At 69.9% G+C, this 17,229-nt stretch carries 19 protein-coding genes; 5 read left to right on the top strand and 14 right to left on the bottom strand.

Translation table 11 applies throughout. From position 1 onward, the window contains the following. The first annotated feature begins 47 nt into the window (after positions 1-47). Positions 48-1,073: an LLM class flavin-dependent oxidoreductase gene (locus EOD42_RS23715; protein ID WP_127790080.1), complete on the top strand. Its 1,026-nt coding sequence runs from the start codon at positions 48-50 to the stop codon at positions 1,071-1,073. A gap of 123 nt (positions 1,074-1,196) precedes the next feature. Further along, positions 1,197-1,628, top strand: coding sequence for a DoxX family protein (locus tag EOD42_RS23710; protein WP_164868098.1), 432 nt, complete (start codon positions 1,197-1,199; stop codon positions 1,626-1,628). Between the two features lie 33 nt (positions 1,629-1,661). Here the strand turns inward: EOD42_RS23710 and EOD42_RS23705 are convergent, their stop codons facing one another. From EOD42_RS23705 to EOD42_RS23670, 8 genes are all read right to left on the bottom strand, one after another. Beyond that, entirely contained in the window at positions 1,662-2,363 is a 702-nt protein-coding gene (locus EOD42_RS23705) for an ABC transporter ATP-binding protein (protein WP_127790078.1), read from the bottom strand. Then, positions 2,363-3,118 carry an ABC transporter ATP-binding protein gene (locus EOD42_RS23700; RefSeq protein WP_127790077.1) on the bottom strand — a complete coding sequence of 252 codons (756 nt, stop codon included), beginning with the start codon at positions 3,116-3,118 and terminating at the stop codon, positions 2,363-2,365. Before EOD42_RS23700 ends, EOD42_RS23705 begins: the two co-directional genes overlap by 1 nt. Next, complete coding sequence (locus EOD42_RS23695; RefSeq protein ID WP_127790076.1) at positions 3,111-4,085, bottom strand: branched-chain amino acid ABC transporter permease; 975 nt, start codon at positions 4,083-4,085, stop codon at positions 3,111-3,113. The genes EOD42_RS23700 and EOD42_RS23695 overlap by 8 nt, the downstream gene beginning before the upstream one ends. After that, positions 4,078-4,992 (bottom strand): branched-chain amino acid ABC transporter permease, encoded by a 915-nt coding sequence (locus tag EOD42_RS23690; protein ID WP_127790075.1) that lies wholly within the window; start codon positions 4,990-4,992, stop codon positions 4,078-4,080. The genes EOD42_RS23695 and EOD42_RS23690 overlap by 8 nt, the downstream gene beginning before the upstream one ends. A 9-nt stretch (positions 4,993-5,001) precedes the next feature. Continuing rightward, complete coding sequence (locus tag EOD42_RS23685; RefSeq protein ID WP_127790074.1) at positions 5,002-6,180, bottom strand: ABC transporter substrate-binding protein; 1,179 nt, start codon at positions 6,178-6,180, stop codon at positions 5,002-5,004. A gap of 93 nt (positions 6,181-6,273) precedes the next feature. Then, on the bottom strand, positions 6,274-6,819 hold the full coding sequence (locus EOD42_RS23680) for a 3-hydroxyanthranilate 3,4-dioxygenase (protein WP_127790073.1): 546 nt from the start codon (positions 6,817-6,819) through the stop codon (positions 6,274-6,276). Between the two features lie 5 nt (positions 6,820-6,824). Then, a complete protein-coding gene (locus tag EOD42_RS23675) occupies positions 6,825-7,793 on the bottom strand; it encodes a dihydrodipicolinate synthase family protein (RefSeq protein WP_127790072.1) in 969 nt (322 codons plus the stop codon). A gap of 3 nt (positions 7,794-7,796) precedes the next feature. Next, positions 7,797-9,917, bottom strand: coding sequence for a xanthine dehydrogenase family protein molybdopterin-binding subunit (locus EOD42_RS23670; protein ID WP_127790071.1), 2,121 nt, complete (start codon positions 9,915-9,917; stop codon positions 7,797-7,799). A gap of 70 nt (positions 9,918-9,987) precedes the next feature. On the opposite strand from EOD42_RS23670, the gene EOD42_RS23665 reads away from it, so the two are divergent. Next, positions 9,988-10,944 (top strand): LysR family transcriptional regulator, encoded by a 957-nt coding sequence (locus EOD42_RS23665; RefSeq protein WP_127790070.1) that lies wholly within the window; start codon positions 9,988-9,990, stop codon positions 10,942-10,944. A 195-nt stretch (positions 10,945-11,139) separates the two neighbouring features. On the opposite strand, the gene EOD42_RS23660 is transcribed toward EOD42_RS23665, so the two are convergent. The 3 genes from EOD42_RS23660 to EOD42_RS23650 are packed head-to-tail and all read right to left on the bottom strand — an operon-like array spanning position 11,140 to position 13,393. Further along, entirely contained in the window at positions 11,140-11,814 is a 675-nt protein-coding gene (locus EOD42_RS23660) for an amino acid ABC transporter permease (protein WP_127790069.1), read from the bottom strand. A 3-nt stretch (positions 11,815-11,817) separates the two neighbouring features. Continuing rightward, the gene (locus EOD42_RS23655) at positions 11,818-12,498 is read right to left on the bottom strand and encodes an amino acid ABC transporter permease (RefSeq protein ID WP_127790068.1); all 681 of its coding nucleotides are present in this window, start codon (positions 12,496-12,498) and stop codon (positions 11,818-11,820) included. Positions 12,499-12,538: 40 nt separating this feature from the next. Beyond that, on the bottom strand, positions 12,539-13,393 hold the full coding sequence (locus EOD42_RS23650; RefSeq protein WP_127790067.1) for a transporter substrate-binding domain-containing protein: 855 nt from the start codon (positions 13,391-13,393) through the stop codon (positions 12,539-12,541). A 147-nt stretch (positions 13,394-13,540) separates the two neighbouring features. Between EOD42_RS23650 and EOD42_RS23645 the strand changes: the two genes are divergently transcribed. Continuing rightward, on the top strand, positions 13,541-13,744 hold the full coding sequence (locus EOD42_RS23645; RefSeq protein ID WP_127790066.1) for a hypothetical protein: 204 nt from the start codon (positions 13,541-13,543) through the stop codon (positions 13,742-13,744). Between the two features lie 7 nt (positions 13,745-13,751). Here EOD42_RS23645 and EOD42_RS23640 read toward each other — a convergent pair whose 3' ends face one another. From EOD42_RS23640 to EOD42_RS23630, 3 genes are all read right to left on the bottom strand, one after another. Continuing rightward, the gene (locus EOD42_RS23640) at positions 13,752-14,090 is read right to left on the bottom strand and encodes a hypothetical protein (RefSeq protein ID WP_127790065.1); all 339 of its coding nucleotides are present in this window, start codon (positions 14,088-14,090) and stop codon (positions 13,752-13,754) included. Between the two features lie 52 nt (positions 14,091-14,142). After that, positions 14,143-15,093 (bottom strand): LysR substrate-binding domain-containing protein, encoded by a 951-nt coding sequence (locus EOD42_RS23635; RefSeq protein WP_127790064.1) that lies wholly within the window; start codon positions 15,091-15,093, stop codon positions 14,143-14,145. Between the two features lie 81 nt (positions 15,094-15,174). Continuing rightward, complete coding sequence (locus tag EOD42_RS23630; protein WP_127790063.1) at positions 15,175-16,158, bottom strand: lysine-2,3-aminomutase-like protein; 984 nt, start codon at positions 16,156-16,158, stop codon at positions 15,175-15,177. Positions 16,159-16,195: 37 nt separating this feature from the next. Between EOD42_RS23630 and epmA the strand changes: the two genes are divergently transcribed. Next, on the top strand, positions 16,196-17,227 hold the full coding sequence (epmA, locus tag EOD42_RS23625; protein WP_127790062.1) for an EF-P lysine aminoacylase EpmA: 1,032 nt from the start codon (positions 16,196-16,198) through the stop codon (positions 17,225-17,227). The last annotated feature ends 2 nt before the right edge of the window (positions 17,228-17,229 follow it).

Genomic DNA, 17,229 nt, shown 5'->3' with positions numbered 1-17,229 from the left:
TTTTTGCGGCGTTCCCGCGAGCGGCGCGTGCGGATACTGTCCCGGCCATGGAATTCGGCCTTTTCGACCATATGGATCACGGCGCGGGCACGGTGGCCGAGGATTTCGAGCATCGGCTGCGCCTGGCCGAGGCAGGGGAGGCGCTGGGCTTCACCCGCTTCCACGCCACCGAGCATCACGGCACCCCGCTCTCGGTCGCACCCTCGCCCAGCCTGCTGATGGCCGCACTCAGCCAGCGCACCACCCGGCTGCGCTTCGGGCCGCTGGTCTGGAACCTGCCGCTCTACAACCCGCTGCGGCTGGCCGAGGAAATCGCCATGCTGGACCAGCTTTCGGGCGGGCGGCTGGAACTGGGCGTCGGGCGCGGGGCCTCACCCATCGAGCTGCGCCTGCACGGCGTGGCGCCCGAGGAAGCCGAGGCACGTTTCGAGGAAGGTCTGGCGCTGATCCTGGCGGCCCTAGGCGCGGCGGGCGGGCAGCTCGATTTCCAGGGGCGCTTCTATCGCGCGGAGGGGCTGCCCGTGACCTTCGGCCCGGTGCAGGCCCCGCACCCGCCGCTGTGGTACGGCATCACGCGCGCCCAGACCGTGCCGCGCGTGGCACGCCAGCGCATGAACATCGTGACCAGCCATGATGCCGCTGCCTTCAGGCCCATCACCGATGCCTATCGCGCCCTGATCCCGCCCGGCGAGGCGCTGCCCCTGATGGGCATCAACCGCCACACGGTGGTGGCCGAGACCGATGCCGAGGCGATGGCGCTTGCCCGGCGCGCCTATGCGGCCTGGCATCTCAGCTTCACCCATCTGTGGCGCCTGAAGGGCGGCGCGCCGCACACGCTGATGTTTCCGCCGGATTTCGACGCGCTGCTCGCCTCCGGCAAGGCGCTGGCCGGCAGCCCGGCCACGGTGCGCACGCAGCTGGCCCGCCAGATCGAGGCCTCGGGCTGCAACTACGTGCTGCTGCGCTTCGCCTTCGGGGACATGTGCGCGGGTGAATCCCTGGCCTCCCAGGCGCTGTTCGCGCGCCAGGTGATGGCCGAGTTCGGACCGGTTCATTTACAACCCGTATCATGATCATTCATGGTCGGAATGGGGGGCTTGATGCGGCGCAATGTCGGCGCGCGCGGCCGGGTCCAGTCTTCGCTCATCGGGGCGGGCACCATCGGGGCGCCCGCCGAAGCTGAACGGAGCCGTGCCATGGCCCAGCCCTCGCTTTCCCAATTCGACGCACTGATGCCCATCCGTGTCGCGGCCGGGCTGCTCTATATCCCGCACTGGCTCTACAAGGTGATGAACATGTCCGGGTCGGCCACCTTCTTTGAAAGCGCCGGCTTTTATCCGGGGATGTTCTTCCTCTACCTCGCGCTGGTGACCGAAGGCATCTGCGCCGTCAGTTTCATCTTCAACATCCAGGTGAAGTGGACGGGCTTCATGTCGGCGGGCGTCCTGGCCGTCGCGGCCTATGCGGTGCTCGCGACCAAGGGGTTCGGCTGGCTGTGGAACAAGGGCGGCATCGAGTACATCGTCCTCTGGGCCTTCCTGTCGGTGGTCTTCGCCGCCGAGGCCTGGCGCCGCGAATGGGTGGCGAATGGCCGGCTGAGCCTGTTCGGCACGCCGCGCTACGCATGAACCGGTGGGCCTGATCTCTAAGGATGGGGGGTGTCACACCCCCATCCAGCCCCGCACCGTCTCGGCGTCGCGCTCCAGTTCCAGGGAGTTGCCGGCCCAGACGGTGCGACCCTTCTCCAGCACATGGTGGCGGTCCGCCAGGCGCTTCAGCGCCGACAGGTTCTTGTCGATCACCAGGATCGCCAGCCCCTCATCCTTCAGCGCCGCCAGCGTCGCCCAGATCTCGGCGCGGATGACCGGGGCGAGCCCCTCCGTCGCCTCATCCAGGATCAGCAGCCAGGGGTTGGTCATCAGCGCGCGGCCGATGGCCAGCATCTGCTGCTCCCCGCCCGAGAGCGTGCGGGCCAGCTGGTTCTGCCTTTCGCCCAGGCGCGGAAACAGCGCGAAGATGCGCGGCAGGGTCCAGGGGCTGGCGCGGCGGAAACGGTCGGCGGCGGTGGCGACCAGGTTTTCCCGCACCGTCAGGGTGGGGAACACCATGCGGCCCTCGGGCACCAGGCCGATGCCGCGCTGGGCCACGCGCTCGGGGGGCAGGGCCGCGATGTCCTCGCCCCGGAATGTCAGCGTGCCGCCGCGCGCGGGGTTCAGCCCCATGATGGCGCGCACGGTGGTGGTCTTGCCCATGCCGTTGCGGCCGAGCAGGGTGGCGACCTGGCCTTCCGCGATGGACAGGTTCACGTCGAACAGCACCTGGGACGGGCCGTAGCCCGCCTGGAGGCCCAGCGCCTGCAGCATCACGCCCCCTCCTCGGCCAGATAGGCTTCCTGCACCGCCGGGTTGGCGCGGATCTCCTCGGCGGTGCCGGTCGCGATCGCGCGGCCATAGACCAGCACCGTGATGCGGTCCGCCAGCGCGAACACCGCTTCCATGTCGTGCTCGACCAGCAGCATGGCCGGGCCGCCCTTCAGCGCGCGCAGCGTGTCGGTCATGCGGATGCTCTCGCCGGCGCCGAGCCCGGCCATGGGCTCATCCAGCAGCAGCAGGCGTGGGCCGCCCGCCAGCACCATGGCCAGTTCCAGCACCTTGCGTTCACCGGCCGACATGTCGGCCACCCGCGCCGCACGGCGGGCGGGCGGGAAATCCACCTGGTCGAGCAGGGCGCGGGCGGGGGCGAGCAGGCGCTCGTCGGCGTCCGCCCGGCGCCAGAAGCGGAAACTGTGCCCCGCATGGGCCTGCACCGCGAGGGCGACGTTGGCCAGGGCCGTCTCCTCGTCCAGCAGCTGCACGATCTGGAAGGAGCGGCCGAGGCCGAGCTTCACCCGCGCGGGCACCGAGGCGCGCGTCACGTCATGGCCGAGGAACATCACGCTGCCCGCATCGGGCGTGATCTCGCCCACCAACTGCCCGATCAGGGTGGATTTGCCGGCGCCGTTGGGGCCGATCAGCGCGTGGATCTCACCGGGCCGAACATCCAGCGAGAGGTTGTCGGTGGCCGTCAGCCCGCCGAAGCGCTTCACCAGCCCGCTGACCTTCAGGATGGGCTCAACCATGGCGCACCCCCAGCAGGCGCCTGATCAGCGCCATGATGCCGCCGCGCCCGAACAGCACCACCAGCACCAGGATGGGCCCCAGGATGATGGCCCAATGCTCGGTGATGCCGCCCAGGAAGAACTCCAGCCCCTGCAGCGCGATGGCGCCCAGCACGGGCCCGAGCAGCGTGCCGATGCCGCCCAGGATCACCACCACCATGATCTCACCGGATTTCTGCCAGCTCATGATGTCGGGCGAGACGAAGCGCATGTAGTTGGCCATCAGCGCCCCGGCCGCCCCGGCGCCCATGCCCGCGATGACGAAGGCCGCGAGCTTGTAAGGGTAGGGGGAGATGCCGATGGCGCGCATCCGGCGCTCATTCTGGCGGATGCCTTCCAGAACCCGGCCGAAGCGGCTGCCGACGATGCGCCATTGCAGGAACAGCCAGGCGCAGAGCAGACCGAGCACGAGCCAGTACAGCTGGTCGACGTCCCGCAGATCGAGCCCGGGCACCGCGTTGCGGCGGCGGATGGTCATGCCGTCATCCCCGCCATAGGCCTTGAGCCCGACGAACAGGAAGAACAGCATCTGCGCGAAGGCCAGCGTGATCATGATGAACTGCACGCCCGAGGTGCGCAGCGACAACGCCCCGATGACCGCCGCCGCCAGCCCCGCCGTCAGCATCGCGGCAGGCAGGGTGATCAGCAATTGGTCGGTGCCGGGGATGAGCCCGAAGATCGGCTCCTGCTGGCGGAAATGCTCCCACAGGATGCCGACCGTATAGGCGCCGATCCCGTAATAGGCCGCATGGCCGAAGCTGATCATCCCGCCATGGCCGAGGATGAGGTTCAGCGATGACGCGGCGAAGGCGAGGCACAGGATGGAAGTCGCCACCCCCGTGCCGCCCGGCAGGTCCAGCGCGCGCATGATCAGCGGCAGCGCCACGGCGGCGGCGAACAGCAGCGCGAGGGCGATCTTCTCACGCATGGGCGGGGAAGATCCCGCGCGGCTTGATCAGCAGCACCAGCGCCATCAGCACATAGACCCCCATGGAGGACAGCGCGGCCCCCAGCGCGTCGGCCTGGCTGGCATCCAGCAGGCCCCGCAGCAGCCCGGGCACGAAGCCGCGTAGCAGCGTGTCCACCACACCCACCAGCAGCGCGCCGAACAGCGCCCCGCGTACCGAGCCGATGCCCCCGATGACCACCACCACGAAAGTCTGGATCAGGATCTGCTCGCCCATGCCGATCTGCACGTTGAACACCGGCCCGGCCATGATGCCGGCGAGCCCCGCCAGCAGCGCGCCGAGCCCGAAGACCAGCGTGTAGAGCAGGCGGATATCCACCCCGAGCGCGCGCACCATCTCCCGGTGCGTGGCCCCGGCGCGGACCAGCATGCCCACGCGGGTGCGCTGGATCAGCACATAGAGCCCGGCCGCCACCGCCAGCCCGACCGCGATGATCAGCAGCCGATAGGAGGGATAGGGGACGCCGGGTATGATCTCGACAGAACCCGTGAACCAGGCCGGGAGTGCGACAAAGCGCGGCTGGCGGCCGAACAGCAGCACCATCAACTGGTTGAAGAACAGGATCAGCCCGAAGGTGGCCAGCACCTGGTCCAGATGGTCGCGCGCATAGAGCCGCCGCAGCACCACCAGCTCCATCAGCAGCCCGGTGACGCCGGCCGCCAGCAGCCCGCCCAGCAGGGCCAGCCACCAGCTGCCGGTCACCTGCGCGGTCACCGCCGCGCCGAAGGCCCCCACCATGTAGAGCGAGCCATGGGCGAGGTTGATCACGCCCATGATGCCGAACACCAGCGTCAGACCCGCGGCCAGCAGGAACAGCATGACGCCGAGCTGCAGCCCGTTCAGCAACTGCTCAGCGAGAAGCGCCATGCCCGTGGCTTACAGCCGGCACTGGGCGGCATAGCTGTCGCCCTCATTCTCCAGGATCTTGGACTTGGTGACGAGCGCGAGCGCGCCGTTCACCTTCTCCACCTTCAGCGCGTACCAATCCTGCACCGGGTGCTGGTTGGGGCCGAAGGCGAACTTGCCGCGGGTGGACTGGAAATCCGCCTTCAGCATGGCCGTGCGGAAAGCCGCCGGGTCGATGCTGCCGCGCGTCTGGCGAAGCGCCGCGCCGATGGCGAGCGCCGTGTCATAGCCCTGCTGCGCGTAGTAGGTGGGCGTGCGGTTGTACTTGGCACGGAAGGCCGCGACGAAGGCCTGGCTCGCGGGGTTCTGGAAATCGGTGTTCCAGTGGCTGGTCAGGTTCAGCCCTTCCGCCGCCTCGCCCACGGCCGCCAGCGTCGTGCTGTCCATCGAGGGCGCGGGCACGCATTGCGGCACGCTGCTCAGCAGCCCGGCCTGGGCGTATTGCCGCAGGAAGCCGATGCCGAGGCCACCCGGGTGGAACTGGAACACCGCATCCGGACGCGCGGCGCGGATCTGCGCGAGCTCGGCCGCGTAGTCGGTCTGGTCCAGGCGCGTGTAGACCTCCTGCACCACCTCGCCGCCGAACTTGCGCTTGAAGCCGGTCAGCGCGTCGCGGCCCGCCTGGTAGTTCGGCGCCAGGATGAACATGCGCTTGTAGCCCAGCGTGTTCGCCAGCACGCCCGCGGTCTCGTGCAGCGTGTCGTTCTGCCAGGCCATGGTGTAGTAGTTGCGGTGGCATTCGCGCCCGGCGAAGCCGCTGGGGGCGGCATTGGGCGAGACATAGATGCCGTCCGCGTCCAGCACGTCGGGGGCGACGGTGCCCAGCACGTTGCTGAACACCACGCCGGTCATCAGCTTGATGCGCTCATTGCGCAGGAAGCGCTCGGCGATGGACTTGCCCTGGCCGGGGCGCAGGCCGTCATCCTCGACCAGCACCTGCACGTTGGTGCCGCCGAGCTTGCCCTGCTCCTGCTCCACCGCCAGCTGGAAGGCGTCGCGGATGTCCTGGCCGAGATAGCCGCCGGGGCCCGAGAGGGTGGTGATCATGCCGATCTTGATCGGCGCGCCCTGCGCGAAGGCAGGCGCTGCCAGGGGCGCCGCCAAGGTGCTGAGGCCGGCCGAAGCCGCCAGGAATCCACGCCTTTTCATCGGTTCACTCTCCCGGAATGATTGAAGCCTAAAATATTCTAGCCATGCCCCAAGCCGGGCGTCGAGACATGAAACATGCTCGCCGCGTGTTGCTCAACCGGGCAGGCACGCCCAACCGGCAGGCGGCTGCTTTCCCGGGTGCAGATTGCCGCATTTCGGGCAGGTCCGGGCGGCCTCGCTGGCATAGAAGGCCTCATACAGCGGCGGCAGGTCCTTCACGATGTCCTTCACCTGCACCTCGACCCGGTGCACCAGCGCATCGCACTGGAAGCAGAACCATTCGAAGCCGTCGCGCATGTCGGGCGCGCGGGCGCTCTCGACCACGAGGCCCACGCTGCCCGGCACCGGACGCTGGGGGGAATGGCGAATATGGGGCGGCAGCAGGAACACATCGCCCTCGCGGATCACGATGTCCTCGATCTTCCCCCGGTCGGCGATCTTCAGGATCATGTCGCCGCGCAGCTGATGGAAGAACTCCTCCACCGGGTCGTCGTGGAAATCGACGCGGGAATTGGGCCCGCCCACGATCATCACCACCATGCCGTTGTTCTGCGGGAACAGCTGCTTGTTGCCGACGGGCGGCTTCAGCAGGTGTTCGTTCTCCGCGATCCAGGCCTTGAAATTGAAGGGCTTCATCATCGCGCTCACTCCGCCGCCAGCCTGGCCGGCAGCTTGAGCCCGCTGCCAGCGAAGGCCGCGCGGGTGGCGGCGCGCTCGGCTTCCGTCAGTTCCAGCATCGGTGCGCGGACCGCGCCGCCCACCTGGCCCAGCAACTGCTGCCAGTATTTCTGGTGGCTCTGCGGCTTGCCGCCCGGGCGGGTGGATTTCAGGGCGTGGCGCACCGGATCGAGGCTGGCGGACACCGCGCGGGCTTCCGCCACACGGCCCGCGAAGGCGAGGTCGGTGTATTCGCGCATCCGCCGGTCGGCGGCCGTCTGCAGCAGGTACGGGGGCGAGGAGCATAGGTAGCAGCTCCAGCCTAGGTCGATGATGTTGTCGAGCCACTCCTCCTCGCTGGCGGTGCTGACCACCAGCCTGCCGCGCGTCAGCTCGGTCAGCCTCGCGTACATCTCGCGCGGCACGGAGTATTTGATGCCCACGATGTTCGGGATCTCGGCGATGCGCGCGCACAGCTCGGGCGACATCAGATAGCCGCTGTCCGGGTGCGACCACATGCAGATGCCGATGCGCACCTGGCTTGCGATGTGGCGGTAGTATTCGAACAGGATCTCGTCCCGGTCATGGACGAAATGCAGCACCGGCGCATGCACCACGATGAAGTCGCCGCCGATCGCCTCGGCGTGGCGCGCCAGCTCGATCACCACATCCATGTTCTGGTCGGATGCGCTGAGGATGCTGCGCTTGCCCGTCGCCCTGGCCACGTCCACCGCGATCTCGAAGCTGCGCTTGCGCTCGGCCACCGACATCGAGAAGAACTCGCCCTGCTTGCCCGAGACGAAGACGCCGTCGATGCCGAGCTCGGTGAACCAATGCGTCAGGTTGGAGCGGAAGCCCGCCTCGTCCATCGCATGGGTATCGGGCGCGAAGGGCATCAGCGCCGCGCACCAGATGCCGCGCAGATGGGCCGCGGCGAATTCCTTGGCTTCGCTCATGGATCAGTTTCCTTTCTGAAGCAGGCGCCAGACGCGCTCGGGCGTCAGCGGCAACGGGACATGTTCGGGCTGGTCGCCGGCCGGGAAGGCGGCATCCATGATGGCATTCACCAGGGCGGCGGACACGCCGACATTGCCGGCCTCGCCCACGCCCTTGGAACCCAGCGGCGTGTTGCCGGCCGGGGAGGGCGCATCGGCATGGGCCAGCACCGTGCGTGCCGGCAGGTCGTCGGCGCGCGGCATGGCATAGTCCATGAAGCTGCCGGTCAGCAGCTGGCCATGGGCATCGAAGGCGATCGCCTCCAGCAAGGTCTCGCCGAGGCCCATCATCAGCCCGCCCCACATCTGGCCGCGCGCCAGCATGGGATTCAGCACCACCCCGGCATCGTCCACCCAGATGAGCCTTTCGACGCGCGTGGCCCCCGTCTCGCCGCAGAGCGTGACCAGGGCGATGACCGCGCCCGAGGCCCAGCTTTCCATCGCCGCCACGTAGCGCGCATGGGCACTCAGCCCCGGGCAGTCCCGCAGGGCCCGGTTGCCGGCCTGGGCCAGCAGGTCGAAACATGCCTCGATGACCGCCCCGCCGCCGATGCCCGTGCTGCGGCTGGCCAGCGCGCCGATGCCCTCGGGGGTGGTCGCGGTGTCGCCTTCCAGCACGCGCACCATGCCGGGTTCCACGCCCAGGATGTCGGCCGCGATCTGGGCGAAGGCGGTCTCACGCCCCTGGCCCTGAGCGGTGGAGCCGGTCGCGAGCTGGATGGAGCCGTCCTGCTGCACCGTCAGCGTCGCCGTCTCATATCCCTGGCCGCAGGGCTCGGCATACAGGGCGAGGCCGAGCCCGGCATGCAGCCCCCGGGCCCGCATCGCGTCGCGCTCCGCCTCCAGCGCGTGCCAGCTGCCGCCGGCATGGCGCAGGGCCGCATCCAGAAGCCCCGCGAGATCACCGGAATCGAGCGCCTCGCCCCCCGGCATGGTGTGGGGGAAGTGCCGCACCAGGTTGCGGCGGCGGATCTCGAGCGGCGACAGGCCGAGCTGCCGTGCCGCGCGGTCCATCAGGCGCTCCATCAGCATGCTGGCCTCGGGCCGGCCCGCGCCGCGATGAATGCCCATGGCGGGGCGGGCCTCCGGGGTCGCCGCCATCGCGACCTTGATGCCGCGGATGTCATAGGGGCCGGGCAGGCCGCGGGCCGCGTTGCGCCCCGGCACGGCGGCGGAATAGGGAAGGCGCCAGCCGAGCGGATAGGCGACATCGGCCGTGACGCGGCGCGCCTGGCCCTCGGCGTCCAGGCTGATGCTGCCGGAAAGCCTGCCGCCGCGCCCGTGGCAGGCGGCCAGGAACTCCTCGGCGCGGGTGGCCACCCAGCGCACCGGGCGGCCCAGGCGCAGGGCGGCCATGGCCACCGCCGCTTCCTCGGGAAACAGGCTGGCCTTGCCGCCGAAGGCGCCGCCCACATCGGGGGCTATGACGCGCAGCTCGGCCGGGTCCAGCCCCAGCACGGCCGCCAGGTCACGGCGCGCGCGATGCGGCGTCTGGGTCGAGAGCCAGACCGTCAGCCCGCCGGTTTCCGGCACCGCGAGGGCCGCGCGGGGTTCCAGCGCCCCGGTGGCCACGCGCGCATATTCCACGCTGGCACGGATAGGCGCGCCCACTGCGTCGCCCGCCCGCTGCCACTGGCCGGTGAAGGCGGGAACGGGCAGGCCGGCTTCCTGCGGCTCGATTACGGCGGACAGGGCTTCGGCGCCGTCCTCGGCCGCCGGGCGGGTTTCGGCGAGGATGAGGGCCAGCGCCTCGCCGGGGGCCAGAACCTCGGGGCCCGCCAGCATCGCGAAGCGGGGCAGGGGGCCGCGCTTCACATCCGCGAATTCATTGATGGCTGGGGCCGCGCGGGCCGAGAGCTCATCCGCCGTCAGAACCGCCACCACGCCGGGCACGGCCAGGGCGGGCGCGGTGTCCAGGGGCGCGAGCAGGCCGGGCGCCTGGGCGGCGCGCAGGAAGACGGCGTGCAGCGTGCCGGCGGGTTGCGGCACATCGGCCACGAAGCGGCCCTGGCCGCGCAGCAGGCGATCGTCCTCGACGCGCCGGCGGGCGGCGCCGATCCAGCTTTTCTCCAGCGCATCCGGCATGACGGGGTTGTGACAGCCCGGGTATTCATCGAACAATAGCGATGATGCGATGAATTGATCGGCAATTCCGATGGAAATCACCCCCCGCATGCTCCGCGCCTTCCTGGCCGTCGCGGAGGCCGAAGGCTTCACCGCAGCCGCCGGCCGCGCGGGCATGGTGCAATCCGTGCTGTCGGAGCTGGTGGCGGCGCTGGAGCAGGCGCTCGGCGTCTCGCTGTTCGCGCGCACCACCCGCCGCGTGGCGCTGACCCCGGCCGGCCGGGCATTCCGGCCGCGCGCCGCCGCCCTGCTGGCGGATCTGGCCGCCGCGCGGGAGGCCGCACGCCAGGAACAGGCCGCCGAGGCGCGGGCCACCTCCATCGCCACCACGCCCCTGCTGGCCGGCGCCCTGCTGCCCCAGGCGCTGGTGCGCTTCCATGCCGCCTTGCCCGGCGGCAGCGCCAGGCTGACGGAGGCGAGTGCCGCCGCCATTCCCGAAATGGTGCGCGCGGGGCAGGTTCTGCTGGGGCTCGGCACCTTCTCGGCCGGCGCGCTGGTCGGGCTGCACCAGGAGCGCCTCGCCACCGACCACCTGGCCGTCTTCCTGCCGCTGCGCCACCCGCTGGCACGCCGCCGGCAGTTGAGCTGGCAGGAGATCGGGGCCGAGCCCTGGATCAGCCTGGATGGCGGCAGCGCCCTGTCGGGGCTGGCCATGGCCGGACGCGTCGCGGCAGGCCTGCCGGAGCACCCGCCGGTCCAGACCGTCTCTCAGATCGCGACGGCGCTGGCGCTGGTGGATGCGGGGCTCGGCATCGCCATCCTGCCGCAGGCCGCCTCCCTGTTGCCGCGCCGGCACAAGGCGACCATGCGGCAGCTGATCCAGCCGGTTCTGAGCCGGGATATCCTGGTGGTCCGGCGGCCCGGAACGGATGATGCGGCAAGCCGGGCGCTGGCGGATGCGTTGCGGGCAGGGGCTTCGCCCCCGAACCCCCACCGAGGGGCGCCGCCCCTCGGCTCCCCGCCAGGAGATAATATCTCCTGGACCTGAAATCGGTTTGGCGCCTTACCTTCGACAGTTTGTCGTCATTTATATTATTAAAATCAAAAACCTATCAGGATTGTGTGCCAACTCCCCGGGGTCCAGGGCCGCTACGGTCCTGGCGGGGATGCAAGGGGCGGCGCCCCTTGCCGGGGCCTGGGGCAGAGCCCCAGCCTTTCCCTCCTTGGGGGCCAGAGCCCCAGCCTACCGCCGCCCGGCCAGCTGCTTGTTCTCCAGCCGAGACAGCAGCCGCACCACCGGCCATAGCAGGATGAAATAGGCGATGGCGGCCGCCATGATGGGCGTCGCGTTATAGGTCACGCTCTGCGCCTGGCGGGCCTGGAACAGCAGTTCCGGCAGCGCCACCACGCTGGCGATGGAGGTGAGCTTCACCACCTCCAGCGTGTTGGAGACGAGGTCCGGCAGCACGTTGCGGATCGCCTGGGGCAGCACCACCAGCCGCATGGTCTGGAAGCGGGACAGGCCGATGGCCCGCGCGGCCTCGCTCTGGCCGGCCGGCACGCTTTCGATGCCCGCGCGGATGATCTCGCCGTAATAGGCACCGGTGTTCAGGAAGAAGCCGATGGCCACCGCCTGCCAGGCATTCACCTCGATGCCCGCGAAGGGCAGCCCGGCATAGACGAAGACCAGCAGCACCAGCGGCGGCAGGGCGCGGAACAGGTCCACCCAGGCCGCGATGGGATAGCGCAGCCAGGGGTTCCGGATGGTCGAGGCCACACCCAGGATGATGCCGCCCACGATGCCGATCGGCACCACCAGCGCCGAGAGCAGCAGCGTGCTGATCAGCCCGTCGATCAGGATGGGCGAGGCCTCGCGCAGGATGTCGAGCGAGAAGAAGTTGAGGAGGAAATCGTCCATGGCTCAGCGCTTCCAGGCGAAGCGGGTTTCGACCCAGCGGCCGGCGATGACCACGGGGATGAACAGCGCCAGATAGGCCGCGGCCGCCATGGTCAACGGCGTCGCGTTGAAGGAATGAGAAACCGCCGATTGCGCGGCCCCCAGGATCTCGGGCACCGCGACGACGGAGGCGAGTGCTGTTCCCTTGGTGATGGCGATGGTGCGGTTGACCAGCGGCGGCACCACCATGCGGATGGCCTGGGGCAGGATCACCAGGAAGAAGGTGACGAGGAAGCCGAGCCCCATGGAGCGCGCTGCCTCCCACTGCCCCTTGGGCACGGAGGTGATGCCGGCCCAGAAGATCTCCTCGGAGAAGGCGGCGAGGATCAGCGACAGGGCAAGCCAGGCGGCCCAGAAGCCGTCCAGCTGGATATCCAGCGCCGGCAGCCCGAAGAAGAGGAGCACGATCACGACCAGCGGCGGCAGGGCGCGGAACAGGTCCACGATGAAGATGATCAGCCAGTTCAGCGGGCGGATGCCCATGGCGCGCAGCACCGCGAGGCCGAGCCCGAAGGCGAGCCCCGCCACGATGACGGCGGCCGCCAGCAGCACGGTCACGCCCATGCCGTCCAGGATCTTGGGCGCCCATTGCGCCGCGATCCGGGCATTGAAGAAATTGTCGAGGAAGCGGTCGAGATTGGTCATCTAAACGATCGGGGCGCCGTCTCCGGCGCCCCTGGATACCTCAGTTGCAGGTCGGGTTCTGCGGGGTGGGGTCATAGCCCGGCATGTCGGGCGGGCCATAGCCGGGGAACACGATGTTCTCGGCCTGGTCGGGGCCCGGGCGGTTGCCGAACCAGCGCTCCGACAGGCGGGCCACGGTGCCGTCGCGCTTCATGCAGGCCAGCACGTCCTCGACCTGGCGACGCAGCGCGGTGGCTTCGCGGGGGAAGGGGCTGCCCCAGTGCAGGCGGCTGCCCGGCAGCACGAAATCGGCCACATATTGCGGGCTGCGGCTGGCGGTGTAGCGGACCACGGTGTTGCCCGCGAGGTTGGCGCGCGCGCGGCCCTGGATCACGGCCTGGGCGGCGTCGGCCTGGCTGTCGAACACCAGCGGCGTCAGGTTCAGGCGCTCACGGTTCGCGTTCACCCAGTTCTCATAGGGCGTGCCCTTGTTGACCGAGATGGTGGCGCCCCGCAGGTCTTCCTCGGTGCGGATGGGCTGGCTGCCGCGGCGGATGCCGAACTGCAGCTCGGTCCACAGATAGCCCTCGGTGAACAGCAGCTGTTCCGCGCGCTCACGCGTCACGGTCACGGGGGCGCAGAGGAAATCATAGCGGCCGGCGTTCATGGCCGGGATCAGCCCGGCGAAGCTGGCGCTGTCGATCTGCAGCTCGCGACCCATGCGGCGGGCCACTTCGCGGAACAGGTCGATCTGGAAGCCCTGCACGCCGCCCGACAGGGCGGGGAAGGCATGGGGGGCGAAGGTGCCGTCGACCGCGCAGCGCAGCGGCGGCTGGGCCGGGGCGGACTGCGCCCGGGCATCGGGCGAGAGGAAAGGCAGGGCGGCAAAGGCCGCCGCCAGCAGCAGGCGCTTCATGTGTGGCATCCCCCGGTAACGAATTCCGTGAACTGAGTGTCATGATCGTGGAGGCGCTTGCAAGGCGCAATGCCATGAAATCGCCTTTTCCCGGGCGGCTTCCTGCCGCCTCGCCCCATCAAGGTGCAGGTCGAAAGGATGATTGCCATGTTGCAGCGCATCGGCCTGGCCCTGGTGGGCACCGGGCTTTCACTGATCCTGATGGTGGTGGCCGTGATGATGACGGACGGGCTGACGCCCGGGCGCATCTCACCGACCTATGCCGCCCTGACGGCGGCAGGCGCTGGTCTGGCTTTGGTGCTGGGCCTGCGGCTGCTTGAGCGCGGCCGCGACCAGCACGGGCTGTCCTAGGCCGCCGTTACTGCCGGGCCGCGCGATCGGGAACGGTCGGCGCGCCCTGGCGCATGCACTCGGTCATCAGCTGGTCGCGGCGATACTGGCGCCCCAGCTGGTCGAGGTTGCTGCGGATGCCGAAATTGCCCGCATCCGTGCCGCCGCGCAGCGTGCGCTCGTCCTCGCGCATCAGCTGCCCGCGGTCCTGGCGCTCCAGCACCCGATTCGCCTGGTCGCGGCAGCTGGCCTGATAGGCGGCGCGGTCGCGGTTGGTGCTGCCGACGTCCCCGGAGCCGCCTGAAGCGGCGAAATTCGGGCTGGCGCAGGCGGCGAGGAGCAGAAGCAGGGGCAGGGCGCGGATCATGCAACGATCATAGGTGCAGGCGCGGCCGCTGTCGAATGGGCGCGGGCGCCTGTTACACGCCGGTACGTGCCGGCAGCCGAACGAGCCCCGTGGGTTCTAGCGCGCTGCGGATCGCCTCCCGCAGCAGCCGCACGTCGCGGATCCGGCCGAAGCTCTGCCGGTGGAACAGCGACAGCGTGCGGCCCGGTTCCACATCGGCCTGCAGCCGCCGATACGCCACCATGTCGTCCAGCAGCGCCCCCACCGCGACAGAGAGGCGCGGCAGCAGGGAACAGCCGATTCCCGCCCCCACCATCTGGCGCAGCGTCTCAAGCCCCGAGGCCTGCAGCGGGTCTCCCGGCCTCACGCCGCGCTCGCGCGCCGGGCACACATGCAGCATCTGGTCGCGCAGGCAGTGGCCCTCGTTCAGCAGGATCAGCTCCTCCGCCTTGATATCGGCGGCCGAGACGCTCTCGACCGTCGCCAGCGCATGGTCGCGCGGTACGGCCAGGACGAATTCCTCGAAGAAGACGGGCAGTTCCGTCAGGTCCGATTCCTTGACCGCGCCCGAGGCCAGCACGGCATCCAGCTGCCCCTGTTCCAGCTGGGTCAGCAGCGGCCAGGTCAGCCCCTCCGTCAGCAGCAGCCGCAGCTTCGGATAGGCCTCGCGCAGCGGCTTCAGCAGCAGCGGCAGCAGATAGGGGCCGAGGGTGGAGATGACGCCGAGGCGGAAGGTGCCCGAGAGCGGTTCCCCGCCGGCCTGGGCCAGCTCCAGCAGGCGCCGGCTCTCCCCCAGGATGATCCGGGCCTGCGCCACCACATGCTGGCCGCGCTCCGTCACCAGCACCTGTCGGGGCGCGCGCTCGAAGATGTCGAAGCCCAGCCAATCCTCCAGCTTGCGGATCTGGGCCGAGAGGGTGGGCTGGCTGACCGAGCAGGACAGCGCGGCGCGGCCGAAATGCAGATTCTCGGCGACAGCCACGACGTATTCGAGGTCGCGAAGCGACAGGCCGGACACGTTCACGCTGACATCTCCCTCACATGATCGAGAGTGTACGCCAAGGCATGCAGTCGCGGTAGTGCACCGGTTGTGTGCGAAACGATTCTACCGGAAATCCTCGGAGCCGGGCTCCCAGCTGGGCCCCAGCGGCTTCTTGCCGGCGCCGCCCGTGCTCTCGCGCACGAAGTTGGGCCAAGCGAGGCCGGTGATGCGGCCGCGCAGTGCCCGCAGCATGGCCAGGGCCCGATCATCGGGCACCGCGAAATGGCTGGTCCCCTGGGCGGGGTCCAGCGCGTGCAGGTAATAGGGCTTGATCCGGTGGCGCAGCATTTCGCGGAACAGGGCTTCCAGCGCCTCCACGCTGTCATTCACCCCGGCCAGCAGTACCGACTGGCCGAGCAGGGTCACGCCGGCCTCCGTCAACCCGCGCAGCGCGCCATTCGCCTCCGGTCCGAATTCCTGGGCGTGGTTGGCATGGACGCAGAGGTAAAGCGGCTTTTCCCGCCGCAGCACCGCCAGCATGGCGGGGTTGATCCGCGCGGGGTCGGCCACCGGCACCCGGCTGTGGATGCGCAGCAGCTCGATATGGGGCAGGGCCTCCAGCCTATCGAGCATATGGCCCAGCCGGCGCGGCGAGAGCATCAGCGGGTCGCCGCCGGTCAGGATCGCCTCGCGGATGTCGGTATTGGCGGCGAACCAGCCCAGCGCCGCCTCCAGCTCCGCCTCGCTCAGCAACCCGCCATCGGGGCCCACATGTTCGCGCCGGAAGCAGAAGCGGCAGTAGACCGGGCAGGCCAGCAGCGGCTTCAGCAGCGCCCGATCGGGATAGCGCCGCACCACGCCCTTGATGGGCGTGAAGGGGGCGTCGGCGGTCGGGTCGTCCAGCTCATGCGGGGCGGTCAGCAATTCCGCGCCGTCGGGGATGTACTGGCGGGCGACCGGGTCCTGCGGCGCCTGGATGCGGGCCTGCACCGCGGGTGTCACCGAAATGGCATAGCGGCCGGACAAGGCGCGCAGATCCGCCATGGCATCGGGCGGGACGAGCCGCTCGGCCAGCAGGTCTTCCGGCGTGCGCAGGGTGCGGGACATGGTGCGGGGGCGTTACTCGCGCTAAGCCGTGCGCGCAATGGCGAACCCGCAAATCTCCCCTGTGTGGCACCCCGAGCGCCTGGCCGCGCGCATGCCCTTCCTGCGCGCCCGGGCAGCCCTGGCGGCCGCCACCCGTGCCTTCTTCACCGGCCATGGATATCTTGAGGTCGAGACCCCCGCCCTGGTGCCGAGCCCGGGGGCGGAGGTGCACCTGATGGCCTTCGAGAGCCGCTTCATGCCGCATCTGGGGCAGGGGGAGGAACGCCGGCTGTTCCTGCGCACCAGCCCGGAGCTGGCCATCAAGCGCCTGCTGGTAGGTGGCGCGGGGCCCGTGTTCGAGCTGGCGCGCGTGTGGCGCAACGGCGAGGCCAGCCACCGCCACGCCCCCGAATTCACCATGCTGGAATGGTATCGCCCCGGCGCCTCCATGGTGTCGCTGATGGATGAGACCGAGGCCTTCCTGCGCGCCGTATGGCCCGCATGCCCCGCCGCGCCCTTCACCCGCCTGACCATGGCCGAGGCCTTCGACCGCTATGTGGACGGTCTCGACATCCTGGCCACCATCCGCCCGGACGGCACGGGGGACGCGGCGGCGCTGATCGGGGCCGCGGCCGCGCGCGGCCTGACCGGCCCGGCCGACGAGGATTGGGAAAGCGCCTTCTTCCGCCTGTTGCTGGAGCGGATCGACCCGGCGCTGGGCGCCCACCCCACCTTCCTGACCCATTGGCCCACGCCCCAGGCGGCGCTCGCCCGGCGTGACGGCGCGGACCCCCGCGCGGCCCTGCGATTCGAGCTGTATGTGGACGGGCTGGAACTGGCCAATGCCTTCGAGGAACTGACCGACCCCGCCGAGCAGCGCGCGCGCCTCGTCTTCGACATGGCCGAGCGCGAGCGCCAGCACGGCGCCCTGTCCGCCTGGCCGGTGGACGAGGATTTCCTGGCCGCGCTGGAGCACGGCATGCCGCCGACCTCGGGCATCGCCATGGGGTTCGACCGCTTGGCCATGCTGGTCAGCGGGGCAAAGCGCATTTCCGACGTGCAATGGCTCCCTTGGGCGGGCCAGTCATGACG

This window comes from Rhodovarius crocodyli, assembly GCF_004005855.1.
In the GTDB taxonomy this organism is placed as follows: Bacteria; Pseudomonadota; Alphaproteobacteria; order Acetobacterales; family Acetobacteraceae; genus Rhodovarius; species Rhodovarius crocodyli.
Note: the sequence above shows the minus strand (reverse complement) of the source record. Positions and strands in the feature narration are given on the sequence as shown.

What these genes read in the sequence shown, in the direction of transcription:
- EOD42_RS23715 (WP_127790080.1), top strand. Translation starts at nt 48, where the DNA reads ATGGAATTCGGCCTTTTCGACCATATGGATCACGGCGCGGGCACGGTG.
- EOD42_RS23710 (WP_164868098.1), top strand. Translation starts at nt 1,197, where the DNA reads ATGGCCCAGCCCTCGCTTTCCCAATTCGACGCACTGATGCCCATCCGT.
- EOD42_RS23705 (WP_127790078.1), bottom strand. Translation starts at nt 2,363, where the DNA reads ATGCTGCAGGCGCTGGGCCTCCAGGCGGGCTACGGCCCGTCCCAGGTG.
- EOD42_RS23700 (WP_127790077.1), bottom strand. Translation starts at nt 3,118, where the DNA reads ATGGTTGAGCCCATCCTGAAGGTCAGCGGGCTGGTGAAGCGCTTCGGC.
- EOD42_RS23695 (WP_127790076.1), bottom strand. Translation starts at nt 4,085, where the DNA reads ATGCGTGAGAAGATCGCCCTCGCGCTGCTGTTCGCCGCCGCCGTGGCG.
- EOD42_RS23690 (WP_127790075.1), bottom strand. Translation starts at nt 4,992, where the DNA reads ATGGCGCTTCTCGCTGAGCAGTTGCTGAACGGGCTGCAGCTCGGCGTC.
- EOD42_RS23685 (WP_127790074.1), bottom strand. Translation starts at nt 6,180, where the DNA reads ATGAAAAGGCGTGGATTCCTGGCGGCTTCGGCCGGCCTCAGCACCTTG.
- EOD42_RS23680 (WP_127790073.1), bottom strand. Translation starts at nt 6,819, where the DNA reads ATGATGAAGCCCTTCAATTTCAAGGCCTGGATCGCGGAGAACGAACAC.
- EOD42_RS23675 (WP_127790072.1), bottom strand. Translation starts at nt 7,793, where the DNA reads ATGAGCGAAGCCAAGGAATTCGCCGCGGCCCATCTGCGCGGCATCTGG.
- EOD42_RS23670 (WP_127790071.1), bottom strand. Translation starts at nt 9,917, where the DNA reads ATGCCGGATGCGCTGGAGAAAAGCTGGATCGGCGCCGCCCGCCGGCGC.
- EOD42_RS23665 (WP_127790070.1), top strand. Translation starts at nt 9,988, where the DNA reads ATGGAAATCACCCCCCGCATGCTCCGCGCCTTCCTGGCCGTCGCGGAG.
- EOD42_RS23660 (WP_127790069.1), bottom strand. Translation starts at nt 11,814, where the DNA reads ATGGACGATTTCCTCCTCAACTTCTTCTCGCTCGACATCCTGCGCGAG.
- EOD42_RS23655 (WP_127790068.1), bottom strand. Translation starts at nt 12,498, where the DNA reads ATGACCAATCTCGACCGCTTCCTCGACAATTTCTTCAATGCCCGGATC.
- EOD42_RS23650 (WP_127790067.1), bottom strand. Translation starts at nt 13,393, where the DNA reads ATGAAGCGCCTGCTGCTGGCGGCGGCCTTTGCCGCCCTGCCTTTCCTC.
- EOD42_RS23645 (WP_127790066.1), top strand. Translation starts at nt 13,541, where the DNA reads ATGTTGCAGCGCATCGGCCTGGCCCTGGTGGGCACCGGGCTTTCACTG.
- EOD42_RS23640 (WP_127790065.1), bottom strand. Translation starts at nt 14,090, where the DNA reads ATGATCCGCGCCCTGCCCCTGCTTCTGCTCCTCGCCGCCTGCGCCAGC.
- EOD42_RS23630 (WP_127790063.1), bottom strand. Translation starts at nt 16,158, where the DNA reads ATGTCCCGCACCCTGCGCACGCCGGAAGACCTGCTGGCCGAGCGGCTC.
- epmA (WP_127790062.1), top strand. Translation starts at nt 16,196, where the DNA reads ATGGCGAACCCGCAAATCTCCCCTGTGTGGCACCCCGAGCGCCTGGCC.